The 14,683-nt window shown below is 71.4% G+C and carries 2 protein-coding genes; both read left to right on the plus strand.

Features of this window, described 5'->3' with window-relative positions; genetic code table 11:
- Nucleotides 1-77: 77 nt before the first annotated feature.
- Nucleotides 78-9,653 carry a type I polyketide synthase gene (locus tag AB0B40_RS36480; RefSeq protein WP_362267872.1) on the plus strand — a complete coding sequence of 3,192 codons (9,576 nt, stop codon included), beginning with the start codon at nt 78-80 and terminating at the stop codon, nt 9,651-9,653.
- 629 nt (nt 9,654-10,282) lie between these two features.
- The coding region (locus tag AB0B40_RS36485) for a beta-ketoacyl synthase N-terminal-like domain-containing protein (protein ID WP_362267875.1) at nt 10,283-14,683 on the plus strand (4,401 nt) is incomplete at its 3' end.

The following is a 14,683-nucleotide window of genomic DNA, read 5'->3' on the forward strand; positions in this document are numbered from 1 at the left end:
CCCTCGCCCTCCACCGCCACCGCTCCGGCCTGCCCGGCATCTCCCTCGCATGGGGCTACTGGAACGACGCCAGCGGCATGACCCGACACCTCGGTGCCACAGACCTGCACCGCACCCGGCGCCTCGGCATGGTCGGGCTCTCCGCCGCCGAGGGCATGGCGCTCCTCGACACGGCCCTGCGGGCGGGCGACGAGACCCCTGCCGCGCTCGTGGCCACCCGGTTCGACCTGCCCGCACTGAGGGCATCCGCCCGCGCCGGAACACCCGTAGCACCGCTGCTGCGCGGCCTCGCGCCTGCTCCTCGGCCATCGGCCGCGTCCTCGCACACGGCAGTGACCGACTCCCTGCGTCAGCGGCTCGACCTCCTGGACAAGCGGGAGCGCACAGAGGCACTGGTGGACCTCGTCCGCCGGAACGCCGCCCAGGTGCTTGGCCACTCCGGCGCTGACGCCATCCGCGCCGACCGTGCCTTCAAGGACGCTGGCTTCGACTCGCTGACCGCCGTCGAGCTGCGCAACCGGCTCGCGACCGCGACCGCTCTCAGCCTCTCTTCCACCATCGTCTTCGACTACCCGAAGCCGACGCTGCTCGCCGACCACCTGCGTGCACGGCTCTTCGGTGATGACGAACAGTGGGGCGACGGCCAGGAGCGGAGCGCTGAGGACCACACCACCGCCACGGTGGTTGCCCTCTCCGACGACCCGATCGCCATCGTCGCGATGGCCTGCCGCTTCCCCGGCGGTGTGGAGAGCCCTGAAGACCTGTGGAGGCTGGTTGCCGAAGGCGTCGACGCCGTCGGAGAGTTCCCCGACGACCGCGGCTGGGACATCGACCGGCACTACGACGCCGACCCTGACAGCGTCGGCAAGACCTACGTACGGCACGGCGCGTTCCTCGACGATGCGACCGGCTTCGACGCTGCCTTCTTCGGGATCTCACCGAACGAGGCGCTCGCGATGGACCCCCAGCAGCGGCTGCTCCTGGAAACCTCCTGGGAGGCGTTCGAACGCGCCGCGATCGACCCGAGCGGGCTCGCCGGACAGGACATCGGCGTCTTCGCCGGCGTCAACAGCCACGACTACACCGTACGGACGCACCACGCGTCCGGCACCGAAGGCTTCCGCCTGACCGGCAACTCCGGCAGCGTCATCTCAGGCCGGATCGCCTACCAGTTCGGCTTCGAGGGCCCGGCCGTCACGATCGACACTGCCTGCTCGTCCTCGCTCGTCGCCCTCCACATGGCGGTCCGCGCACTTCAGCAGGGCGAGTGCTCCATGGCCCTCGCCGGCGGCGTGATGGTCATGGGCAACCTGGAGACCTTCGTCGAGTTCTCCCGGCAGCGCGGCCTCTCCCAGGACGGCCGCTGCAAGGCCTTCGCCGACGCGGCGGACGGAACCGGCTGGTCCGAGGGCGTCGGCGTGCTCCTCGTGGAACGGCTCTCCGACGCACGCCGCCGCGGTCACCAGGTCCTCGCGGTGGTCCGAGGCACCGCGGTCAACCAGGACGGTGCATCCAACGGACTTACGGCGCCGAACGGACTCTCACAACAGCGGGTGATCCGCAAGGCGCTCGCCGACGCCGGTCTGTCGACATCGGACGTGGACGCGGTCGAGGGCCACGGCACGGGAACGGTCCTCGGTGACCCGATCGAGGCGCAGGCATTGCTCGCTACCTACGGGCAGGGCCGACCCGCCGACCGCCCGCTGTGGCTCGGCTCGGTCAAGTCCAACATCGGGCACACGCAAGCCGCGGCAGGTATGGCAGGCGTCATCAAAATGGTGATGGCGATGCGGCACGGCGTCTTGCCCCGCACGCTGCACGTGGACCGGCCCTCAACGCACGTGGACTGGTCCACGGGCGCGGTGGAACTGCTCGCAGAGACTCGCCAGTGGCCCGAGACCGGGCACCCGCGGCGCGCTGGCATCTCGTCCTTCGGTATCGGTGGCACCAACGCGCACATCGTGATCCAGCAGGCGCCGGTGGAGGACGCTGAGGCCTCCGACTGGGCGGCGACGAACGAACCGGCACCTGGCATCGGATCGGCAACCGCCTCCGACCAGGCGCATGCTGCCGATGCGGCACCCGCCACAGATCTCGTAGGGTCAGGTTCCGCTCTTCTGCCCGTGCCCGTGCCTGTGTCGGCCCGGACAGCGGCGGCTCTGTGCGCCCAGGCCGGGCGCCTCGCTCGCTTCGTCGAGGCACGCCCTGAGCCGGCCCTTACCGACACCGCGCACGCGCTGGCCACCACTCGTGCCCAGCTCGACCACCGGGCGGTCCTGCTGGCCACCGACCGGCAGCAGCTTGCCGATGCGCTGCGCGCGCTCGGCAACGGCACGCCTATCACCGGCACCGTCACCGGCAGCCCCTCTGAGGGCAAGCTGGCCTTCCTCTTCACTGGGCAGGGCAGCCAGTGGGCCGGCATGGGCCGCGAACTCGCCGAGCGACACCCGCTTTTCCGGAACGCCTTCACCGCCGCGTGCGAGGCTGTTGAACGACACTTGGACGGTCATCTGGAGCGTCCGCTGCGCGAGGTGGTGTTCGCCGAGCCCGGCACGGCGGAGGCCGCGCTGCTCGACCGTACCCTGTACACGCAGGCAGGTCTCTTCGCCCTGGAGACCGCTCTGTTCCAGCTCTTCGCCTCCTGGGGTGTACGTCCGGACCTGGTCGCCGGGCACTCCGTCGGCGAGATCTCCGCCGCCTGTGCCGCCGGAGTCCTTGACCTGGCGGAGGCAGGCGAACTGGTCGCCGCCCGCAGCCGGTTGATGCAGGCCCTGCCCGAGGGCGGCGCAATGGTCGCCGTACAGGCGACCGAGGCCGAGGTGGCACCACTGCTGGAGGGTGCCACGGGCGAGATTGCCGTCGCCGCAGTCAACGGACCCGGCGCCATCGTGCTCTCCGGTGCCGAGGACACCGTCCTCGACGTGGCCGCGCGACTGGCCGAACAGGGACGGAAGACCAAGCGCCTGAGGGTCAGTCATGCCTTCCACTCGCCACTGATGGCCCCCATGCTCGACGAGTTCCGAGCTGTCATCGCCCGGCTGCGTCCCCGCCCAGCCGCCATCCCCGTCATCTCCACGCTCACCGGCGCCCCCGCGAAGGACGGCCAGTTCGCCACCCCGGAGTACTGGGCCGAACAAGTGCGCCATGCCGTGCGGTTCGCCGACGCGGTCACCGCGCTGCACGACCAGGGCGCCAGAACCCTCCTGGAGGTCGGACCCGGCGGCGGCCTGACCGCCCTCGCGCTCGCCACTCTCGGCACGGACCACCGGGGCTGCTTCGCCACCCTGAGCGAGGACGGCTCCGAGGAGACCGCCGTCCTCACCGCACTCGCCGAACTGCATGTCCGCGGCACGGACATCGACTGGTCTGCTCTCCTCGGCACCCCGGCCACGGCGATCGGTACCGAGCTGCCCACGTACGCCTTCCAGCACCAGCGGTACTGGGTCGAGCCCGAGACCACCGCCACCGACGCCGAGGCGCTCGGCGCCCGCCCCACCGGGCACCCGCTTCTCGGCACGGCAGTCGAGATCCCCGACGACGACCACGTCAGCCCGGTCAGCGACGGCGGCACCCGTGTGGTGCTCACCGGGCGGCTCGACCGGCGTGCCCTCGGTCGGCTCCTCGATCCCGGCACCGATGCCGTTGCGGCCGCCGTACTCCTCGACCTGCTGGTACACGCCGGAACCGAGGCGGGAAGCGGCGCCGTCGAGCAGATCATCGTCGACACCCCGCTGACCGTGCCCGAGCACGGCCACCTCCAGCTCCGTGTCCACGTCGATGTCCCCGGCCGGGACGGGCTGCGCCCGGTCGTCGTCCACAGCAGGCGGGCCGGCGACGAGGACAGCACCTGGACGCGCCACGTCCGCGCACTGCTCCGGCCCGGGCTGCCCACGCCATCCTTCGACTTGCGCACCTGGCCGGCCACCGGAGCCGACGCCCCGGCGGACCTCCTCGACATCCGCGGGGTACGACTACACGGCCTGGCGGAACAAGACGGCCAGCTCTTCGCCGACGTCTCCCTGCCTCCGGAACTCGCCGACGAGGCCGCGGGGTTCACCCTCCATCCCGCACTCCTCGACACCGTCCTTCGCCACCTGGCCGGCCGCACCGGTGAGAGTGAGCGCGATCTCACCATCTGCGCCGACCTGGCCGTGTACGCCGAGGGCGCCACCGCCCTGCGGCTGCGGGCCACGCCTGTGGAGGGCGGACGCCACCTCGTGGAGCTCGCCGACCACACGGGCGAACCAGTCGCCGCGCTCGGACCACTGACCCTGGGCCGCATGGACAGCACCGTCATCGCCGCCGCGGTCGGCACCCCCGCTCTTCGCGAGGCACGGGCGACGGAGGACGGGCCGTTCGTCCGACGGGTCGTGGGACGGCCGGCCGCCGAGAGCGGATCGCTGGCCCACCGGCTCGCCGCGCTCGGAGCCACCGAACAGCAGCGCGTCCTGCTGGACCTTGTGAAGGAGAGCGCGGCCGTCGTTCTCGGCCACACCAGCGCTGAAGCCCTCGACGAAAAGCAGCCTTTCAAGGACCTCGGCTTCGACTCCCTCAGCGCCGTCAAACTCCGCAACCGGTTGCACGACTTCACCGGCATGAGCCTTCCCAGCAGCCTTGCCTTCGACTACCCGACCCCTTCCGCCCTCGCCTGGCACCTGCGCACCGAACTGCTCGGTGAGGAAGCCACGAACTTGAAGGCTGGAGCCGTCCCATCCGGACCTGCCGTGCTCGCGGACCCCAACGAGCCGATCGCCATCATCGCCATGAGCACCCGCCTGCCCGGCGGCGTCAACACCCCTGAGGAACTGTGGCGACTGGTCGCCGAGGAGCGCGACGCGCTCTCCGGCTTCCCGCAGGACCGGAACTGGGACGTCGACAAGCTCTACCACCCCGACCCCACCCACCCTGGCACCACCTACACCCGCGTCGGCGGATTCCTGCACGACGCCGCCCAATTCGACGCCGGACTCTTCGGGATCTCGCCGCGCGAGGCCCTCGCGATGGATCCGCAGCAGCGGCTGCTCCTGGAGACCTCATGGGAGGCCCTGGAGCGGGCCGGAATCGACCCCCTCTCCGCCCGGGGCCGCGACATCGGTGTTTTCACCGGCATCGTCCACCACGACTACGTCACCCGGCTGCGGCAGATCCCCGAGGACGTGCGGGGCTACGTGATGACCGGCACTTCGTCGAGCGTGGCGTCGGGACGCGTGTCGTACGTGTTCGGCTTCGAAGGGCCGGCGGTGACCATCGACACGGCTTGTTCGTCCTCCCTCGTGGCGATGCACCTGGCGACCCAGGCGCTACGGCGCGGAGAGTGCTCGCTCGCCCTCGCAGGTGGTGCGACCGTCATGTCCAGCCCGGACGCCTTCGTGGAGTTCGCCCGCCAGCGCGGTCTCTCCGCCGACGGCCGGTGCAAGGCGTACTCCTCGACCGCCGACGGCACCGGCTGGGCCGAGGGTGTGGGCGTGATCGTCCTGGAGCGTCTGTCGGAGGCCCGCCGCAACGGCCACCGGATCCTGGCCGTGCTGCGCGGCAGCGCTGTCAATCAGGACGGCGCCTCGAACGGCCTGACCGCTCCCAACGGACCCTCCCAGCAGCGCGTCATCCGGCGCGCTCTGTCCGACGCGGGCCTATCGGCGAAGGACGTCGACATTGTCGAGGGCCACGGCACCGGCACCTCCCTGGGCGACCCGATCGAGGTCCAGGCACTGCTTGCCACCTACGGACAGGACCGGCCCGCCGACCGTCCGCTGTGGCTCGGCTCGCTGAAGTCCAACATCGGCCACACCCAGGCAGCGGCGGGTGTCTCCGGCGTCATCAAGATGGTCGAGGCGCTGCGACACGGAGTCATGCCGCCGACGCTCCATGTGGAGGAGCCGACATCGCAGGTGGACTGGACGGCCGGGGCGGTCGAACTGCTCAGAGAGGCGCGAGAATGGCCGGACACGGGCCGGCCGCGCCGAGCCGCCGTTTCCTCCTTCGGCGCGAGCGGCACCAACGCCCACGTGATCCTGGAGGAGTCACCGGAAGAGCCCGCCGAGGCGGCGGCGGAGAGCGGTGTGGAGCTGCCCGCTGCGCCCGTCGTGGTGCCGCTGGTGGTGTCGGCGCGGAGTCCTGGTTCGCTGGTGGGGCAGGCGGAGCGGCTGGTGTCGTTCGTCGGGGAGAACGCGGGCACACTGCCGCACGTGGCGGGTGCGTTGGTCGCTCAGCGGGCGATGCTGTCCGAGCGTGCGGTGATCGTGGCCGACTCCGGGGAGGAAGCGTTGGCGGGGCTTGGTGCGCTGGCGCGGGGTGAGTCCCATCCCCGTCTGGTCACTGGCAGCGCGGTGGGTGCGGGGCGGACGGTTCTGGTGTTCCCCGGTCAGGGTTCGCAGTGGGCCGGCATGGGTCGCGAACTCCTGGACTCCTCGCCGGTGTTCGCGGAGCGGATCGCTGAGTGCGCGGCGGCGTTGGAGCGGTGGGTGGACTGGTCGCTGGTGGATGTGCTGCGGGGGGATGCTCCGGCCGATCTGTTGGAGCGGGTGGATGTGGTGCAGCCTGCGAGTTTCGCGGTGATGGTGGGTCTGGCTGCGGTGTGGGCGTCGGTGGGTGTGGTGCCGGATGCGGTGGTGGGGCATTCGCAGGGTGAGATCGCGGCCGCGTGTGTGGCGGGTGCGTTGTCGCTGGAGGACGCTGCCCGGGTGGTGGCGGTACGCAGCCAGGTCATCGCGGGCCGTCTGGCGGGCCGCGGCGGTATGGCGTCGGTGGCGCTGCCTGAGGCAGAAGTGGCCGAGCGTATCGAGCGGTGGGCCGATCGAGTCGAGGTGGCGGCGGTCAACGGTCCGTCCTCGGTGGTGATCGCCGGTGATGCCGAGGCTCTCGACGAGGCGCTGGAGGTTCTTGCCGCCGAGGGTGTGCGGGTGCGCCGGGTCGCGGTGGACTACGCCTCCCACACCCGGCATGTCGAGGCGATCGAGGAGACCCTGGGTGAGGCGTTCGCCGACATCCGTGCCCAAGCCCCGCTGATTCCTTTCCGCTCGACGGTGACGGGGGAGTGGGTGCGGGAGGCGGGTGTCCTCGACGGCGGCTACTGGTACCGCAACCTGCGTGGCCAGGTCCGTTTCGGTCCCGCCATCGCCGACCTCCTGGCCGGCGGTCATACGGTGTTCGTGGAGGTCAGTGCCCATCCGGTTCTGGTGCAGCCGGTCAATGAGATCGTGGACCAGGCGGATGACACGGTCCGGCTGCGTGCTGTCGTCGGTGGCACACTGCGCCGTGACGAGGGCGGTCCGCACCGGCTGTTCACCTCGATAGCCGAGCTCTTTGTCCGGGGCGTGCCTGTGGACTGGGCGGCAACGCTGCCGTCCGGTGCCGGTGCCTCGCAGGTCGAGCTCCCGACGTACGCCTTCGATCGACGTCACTACTGGTTGCAGGAGGCCGACAACACCGACGGCAGCGGAGCCTCGGGCGAGGACACCGACGCGGACTTCTGGAGCGCCGTCGAGCAGACCGACGCGGACTCGCTCGCCGGACTGCTCGCCTCTGACTCCGCCAGTCTGCGAGACGCCCTGCGCACTGTCGTGCCGGTGCTGGCGGACTGGCGAGGCAGGCGCCGGCAGCGGTTCAGCGCTGAGCGCCTCCGCTACGCCATCACCTGGCGGCCCCTGGACCGGGAGGTGTCGGGAGTACCCGCGGGCCGCTGGCTCGCCGTACTGCCGCCGGGATGCCAGGTCGAAGGCGCGAGCGGTTTCCCGGCCGACTCCACGGCCGGCTCCCAGGTGGCCGAGCTCCTCGCGGCGCTCGGTGCCCAGGGACTCGACATCGTGCCCTTGGAGATCGCGCCCTCCACCTTCACCCGCACCGGTCTCACCGAGCAGTTGAGCGGCATCCGAGCCGAGTACGAGCCGGCAGGAGTTCTCTCCCTGCTGGCCCTCGACGGCACGCAGGACACCACTGTCACCGCCGCCAGGACCCTCGCGCTGATTCAGGCCCTCGGAGACGCGGGCGTCAACGGGCCATTGTGGTGTCTGACCCGGGGCGTGGTGAACACCGGTATCCAGGACACCGTTACCGATCCCGGCGAGGCCGCGCTCTGGGGCCTGGGCCGTGCCGTGGCCCTTGAACACCCCGACCGGTGGGGCGGCCTGATCGACCTACCGGCAACCGCCGACGCCCGCACCGCGCAGTATCTCGTGGGCGCGCTGAACGGCGCAGCGGGGGACGACCAGCTCGCCGTACGCCGCTCCGGCGTCTACAGCAGGCGGCTCACCCGCAAGCCCGCACCCGAGGCGCCTGCCGACGGCGGCTGGCAGCCTCATGGCACAGTCCTTGTGACTGGCGGCGCCGAGGCCCTCGGCGCACATGCCTCGCTCTGGCTCGCCCGGTCCGGCGCGCGCCGTCTCATCATCACGACCACGGCTCAGGCGCCCGCCGACGCCGTCACCACGTTGCTGGACAAGCTCGCGGCCACCGGGGCGGAGACGACAGTCGTCTCCTGCGCCGACGCCGACCGTGCGACGCTCGCCCGACTCATCGCCGAGACCCCGCAGGAGCAGCCGCTCACCGCCGTCGTGCACGCCGCCGACACCGCCTGGACCAGCAACATCGCCGACACCGGCCTCGCCGACCTCACCGAGGTCTTCGCGGCCAAGGTCGACACCGCTGTATGGCTCGACGAACTGTTCACCGACACTGACGCCGGCGGGGCCCCGCTCGATGCCTTCGTGGTCTTCTCCTCGATCGCCGGAATCTGGGGCGGTGGTGGCCAGGGCGTCTCCGGCGCGGCCAACGCGGTCCTGGATGCCCTGGTCGAACGGCGCCGCGGCCGAGGACTCGCGGCCACCTCGATCGCCTGGGGAGCCCTCGACGAAATCGGCCCCGCCATGGACGAGGCGACCCTCGCGCAGCTGCGCCGCCGCGGTGTCCTGCCGATGACCCAACAGATCGCGATGACCGCGTTCGAACAGGCCGTGGAAGCGCGAGAGAAAGCCGTGACGGTCGTCGACATGGACTGGGAGGCGTTTATCCCGGCGTTCACCTCTGTACGGGTCAGCCCGCTCTTCGCCGACCTGCCCGAGGCCGCCGCCGCCCTGCGCGCCTCCCAGCCCGATGCCGAGAACACCGGCATCACCTCATCCCTGGTGGACTCCCTCCGCAACGTCCCCGAGGCGGAACAGAACCGTCTCTTGCTCCGGCTGGTGTGCGGACAGGCCTCGACCGTCCTCGGACACAGCGGCACGGACAGCATCGGCCCGCTCCAGTCCTTCCAGGAGGTCGGTTTCGACTCGCTCGCCGCGGTCAACCTCCGCAACAGCCTGCACGTGGCCACCGGTCTACGACTGCCCGCGACCCTCATCTTCGACTATCCGACCCCGGACGCCCTCGTCGGTTTCCTGCGCTCTGAACTGCTGACGGAAACGGGCGACGACGACCTGGACGCGCGGGAGGACGAGCTGCGGCGCGTACTCGCGCAGGTCCCGCTCGCCCGGTTCCGGGAGGCCGGCCTTCTCGACACGCTGCTCAGCCTCGTCGGTCCCGAGGACGGCTCCGCCCCCGGGGTGACGACTCCCGAGCCAGAACCGGTGATGCCCGCCGCTGAGGACGACGCCGACCTCATCGACGTGATGGACGTCGCCGACCTCGTGAAGCGCGCCCTGGGAAACGACACCGACTGATCACCTGACTTGAACCGTGTCCTACGTGGTGAGGCGGGCGTTGCTCCGCGCCGTGCGCCGGGGCTTCCCTGTGTGCGCCGCCTCGCCGAGCAGGTGCCACAGGTGCCACAGGTGCCAGTGGTCCGCTCCTTGGACGCAGCCGGGAGCTACCAGACCAGGGGATGCCCCACGAAGGCGGCCCTGTCTAATCTCGTGGAGGCAGCCCTCGATATGCGCGGATCCTCCGCAGTCACAGAATTGCCCAGCAAGAAACCGCTATGAGGGTTCCGCGCCGCGTCAACCGACCTCGTACTTTGCAGCCGCCCGCGACCCTCTTCTTCGACTATCCGACCCCGGACGCCCTCGTCGGTTTCCTGCGTTCTGATCAGGTCCCGCTCGCCCGGTTCCGGAAGGCCGGCCTTCTCGACATGCTGCTCAGCCTCATTGGCCCCGAGGACGGCTCCGCCCCCCGGGGTGACGACTCCCGAGTCAGACCCGGTGATGCCCGCCGCTGAGGACGCCGCCGACCTGATCGACGTGACGGACATCGCCGACCTCGTGAAGCGCGCCCTGGGAAACGACACCGACTGATCACCCGACTTACCGACATTTGGTTTACCGACAGCGACAAAGACGGAGGACCTACCGAGATGACGGCACCGGACGAGCAGATCGTCAACGCACTGCGTGCCTCGCTCAAGGAGAACACGCGGCTCCAGCAGGAGAACCAGCGTCTCTCCGAGTCCTCGGCCGAACCCATCGCGATCGTTTCGATGGCCTGTCGGTACGCGGGCGGCATACGCACCCCCGAGGACCTGTGGCGGGTGGTGACCGACGGCACCGACGTCTACACCACCTTCCCCGAGGACCGCGGCTGGGATCTGGAGGGCCTCTACCACCCCGACCCGGACAACCCCGGCACGACGTACGTCCGCGAGGGCGCGTTCCTGCACGACGCCGGCCAATTCGACGCCGCGTTCTTCGGGATATCCCCGCGCGAGGCGCTCGCGATGGACCCTCAGCAGCGGCAGCTCCTCGAGGTCTCCTGGGAGGCCCTCGAACGAGCCGGCGTCGACCCGCACTCCGTACGCGGCACTGACATCGGCGTGTTCGCCGGCATGGTCCACCAGGACTACGCGCCCGACCTCAGCGGCCTCGAAGGCTTCCTCAGCCTGGAGCGCGCCCTGGGCACCGCGGGCGGCATCGCCTCGGGACGGGTCGCCTACACACTCGGCCTCGAAGGGCCCGCCGTCACCGTCGACACCATGTGTTCCTCCTCCATGGTTGCCGTCCACCTGGCCGCCCAGGCACTGCGGCGAGGCGAGTGCTCCATGGCCCTGGCCGGCGGCGCCACCGTGATGGCGACCCCCGGCGGGTTCGTCGGCTTCGCCCGGCAGCGCGGCCTCGCCTTCGACGGCCGCTGCAAGTCGTACGCGGCCTGCGCGGACGGCTCCAGCTGGGCCGAAGGCGCAGGTGTGATCCTGCTCGAGCGGCTGTCGGAAGCACGCCGCAACGGACACCGGGTCCTCGCGGTGATCCGCGGCTCCGCCCTCAACCAGGACGGCGCTTCCAACGGCCTGACGGCGCCCAACGGACCCGCGCAGCAGCGCGTCATCCGCAAGGCGCTGGAGAGCGCCGACCTCACCACGGCCGACATCGACATGGTCGAGGGCCACGGCACCGGCACCGTTCTCGGTGACCCGATCGAGGCGCAAGCCCTGATCGCCACGTACGGGCAGGACCGGTCGGAGGACCGGCCGCTGTGGCTCGGCTCGGTCAAGTCGGTGATCGGCCACACCCAGGCCGCCTCCGGCGTGGCCGCAGTGATCAACATGGTGCAGGCGCTGCGGCACGGTGTCATGCCTGCCACCCGGCACGTCGACGCCCCCACCCCGCAGGTGGACTGGACGGCGGGCTCGGTGGAGCTGCTGACGGAGGCCCGCGCGTGGCCAGAGGTGGGCCGGCCGCGCCGGGCCGGTGTGTCTTCGTTCGGTGCCAGCGGTACGAACGCCCACCTGATCCTGGAGCAGGCACCGGAAGATGAGCCCGCCGCAGAAACTGCCTCCGGCCCCTCTCCGGCTCCAGCGGTCGACGGCGTGGTGCCGCTGGTGCTGTCGGCGGCCACGGCCGCCTCGCTCACCGGCCAGGCGGACCGTCTGCTTTCGTTCGTCGAGGCGTCCGGCACGGTCGACCTCGCCGACGTCGCGGCCGCATTGGCCACCGGACGGGCGACGCTCGCCGAGCGCGCGGTCGTCGTGGCCGACTCGCCCGAAGAGGCCCTGGCGGGCCTGGGCGCGCTTGCGCGCGGCGAGGCCGCACGCGCGGTGGCCGTCGGCAGCGCGTCGACGCCGGGCGGGGCCGGAAAGGTCGTGCTCGTCTTTCCGGGGCAGGGTTCGCAATGGACCGGCATGGGCCGCGAACTCCTCGATTCCTCACCGGTGTTCGCGGAGCGGATCGCTGAGTGCGCGACGGCGCTCGAGCGGTGGGTCGACTGGTCGCTGGTGGATGTGCTGCGGGGGGATGCTCCGCCCGAACTCCTGGAGCGCGTGGATGTGCTGCAGCCTGCGAGCTTCGCTGTGATGATCGGCCTTGCCGCCGTCTGGTCGTCGGTCGGTGTGGTGCCGGATGCGGTGGTCGGTCACTCGCAGGGTGAGATCGCCGCCGCGTGCGTGTCGGGCGCGCTGTCCCTGGAGAACGCTGCTCGCATCGTGGCCGTACGTAGTCAGGTCATCGCCGCAAGTCTGGCGGGCCGTGGCGGTATGGCGTCGGTGGCGCTGTCTGAGACAGAGGCCGTCGAGCGTCTGGAGCGGTGGGCCGGCCGGATCGAAGTCGCGGCGGTCAACGGTCCGGTGTCAGTGGTGATCGCCGGTGACGCCGAAGCCCTCGACGAGGCCATCGACGCGCTGGAGGACCAAGGCGTACGCGTGCGCCGCATCGCAGTCGACTATGCCTCGCACACCCGGCATGTCGAAGCCGTCCAGGAGATCCTGGGCGAGGCCTTCGCCGACATCCGCAGCCAGGCTCCTGCCGTGCCGTTCTTCTCCACCGTGACCGGCGAGTGGATTCGCGAGGCGGGTGTCCTCGACGGCGGCTACTGGTACCGCAACCTGCGCCGGCAGGTCTGCTTCGGTCCAGCGATCGCTGACCTCCTGGCCGACGGCCACACCGTGTTCGTGGAGTCCAGCGCCCACCCCGTCCTGGTCCAGCCGATCAGCGAGATCGTGGTCCGCGCCGATGCCGATGCCGTCGTGACCGGCTCCCTGCGCCGTGAAGACGGCGGACCGCGCCGCCTGTTCACCTCGATGGCCGAGCTCTTCGTCCGAGGCGTCCACGTCGACTGGAGCGGCGTCCTCGCGGCCGGAGCCGACGCTGGCCGCATCGACCTCCCGACATACGCCTTCGACCACCAGCACTACTGGATCCAGCTGACCGGCACCGCGAACGACGCCGCCTCGCTCGGCCTGACCGGCTCCGACCACCCGCTGCTCGGCGCGGTGGTCCCGCTGCCACAGTCCGACGGTCTGGTCCTCACCTCCCGACTCTCCCTACGCACCCACCCGTGGCTCGCGGACCACGCCATCGCAGGCGCGGTCGTCGTACCCGGAACCGTCTACGTCGATCTGGCGGTCCGAGCCGGCGACGAGTTCGGCTGCGGTGTCCTGGAGGAACTCGTCATCGAGTCACCGCTCGTGCTGCCCGAGCAGGGCGGCGTCCGAATCCAGGTCACCGTCAGCGGCGCCAGCCCCAACGGCTCGCGCACCGTGGACGTCTACTCCCTCCGCGAGGAGACCTCCGACGAGGCGGGGCAGGAGGGATGGACCCGGCATGCCACCGGCCTGCTCTCCAACGCCGCCCGGGCCGACGGCACGACGCCCGCCGTCGACTTCGCCGCCTGGCCTCCGGCCGGCACGCAGCCCGTCGCCATCGACGACTTCTACTCGGATCTGGCCGCCCGCGGATACGCCTACGGCCCGGCCTTCCAAGGCCTGCGCGGCGTGTGGCGGCGCGGCGACGAACTGTTCGCCGAGGCTGTCCTGCCGCCCGAGCAGCGCGAGAACGCCGACCGGTTCGGCATCCACCCGGCCCTGCTCGACGCCGCCCTGCACACCAACGCCTTCGCCAACCCCGAGGACGACCGCAAAGTTCTGCCCTTCGCCTGGAACGGTCTCGTCCTGCACGCCCTGGGCGCCTCCGCCCTGCGCGTACGAGTCGCCCCGAGCGGCCCAGACGCGCTCTCGTTCCAGGCCGCCGACGAGAGCGGCGACCTCGTCCTGACCATGGACTCGCTGGTATCCCTGCCGGTCACCGCCGAGCAGCTCGGCGCCGGCGCGGCCGGCCGGGAGAGCCGTGACTCGCTGTTCCGCGTGGAGTGGACCCCGCTGCCCGCCCCCGAGGGCGCCGCCGCCCCCGCCTCCTGGGCGCCTCTCGCCACCGTCGACGACGTGACGGCGCTCGCCGCCCGCGAGACCCTGCCGCCGGTCGCCGTCCTGACGGCGACGACCGGCGACGGCGAGGACCCGCTCGGCCTCACCACCCGCGTCGTGGCCGTGGTCCAGGCGTGGCTGGCCGCCGCACCTGCCCTGGACGCCGTACCTCTCGTCGTCGTGACCCGGGGCGCGGTGCCCGCGGGCGGCGACGCTGACGTCACGGACCCGGCCGGCGCCGCCGTGTGGGGCCTGGTCCGCGCCGCCCAGACCGAGAACCCCGACCGGATCGTGCTCGTCGACCTCGACCCTGCCGCTTCGGCCGGAGCGGGTCCCGTCCTGGGTCCCGTCCTCGCCACGGCGGAGCCGCTGGTCGCCGTCCGCGGCACGGCCCTGTCGGTCCCGCGTCTGGTACGCGCGGCTGCCGTCGAGACCGAGCCCGCGGTCGACGCCGACGCTGGTGCCGAGACCAGGACCGGGAGTGCGTACGCCTTCGCCCCCGGGGGCACGGTCCTGGTCACCGGCGGCACCGGTTCCCTGGGCGCCCTAGTCGCCCGGCACCTGGTCGACGCGCACGGTGTGCGGCATCTGGTTCTGGTCAGCCGGCGTGGTCCGGAGGCCGAGGGG

The sequence above is a fragment of the Streptomyces sp. NPDC042638 genome (assembly GCF_040647235.1).
In the GTDB taxonomy this organism is placed as follows: domain Bacteria; phylum Actinomycetota; class Actinomycetes; order Streptomycetales; family Streptomycetaceae; genus Streptomyces; species Streptomyces rameus.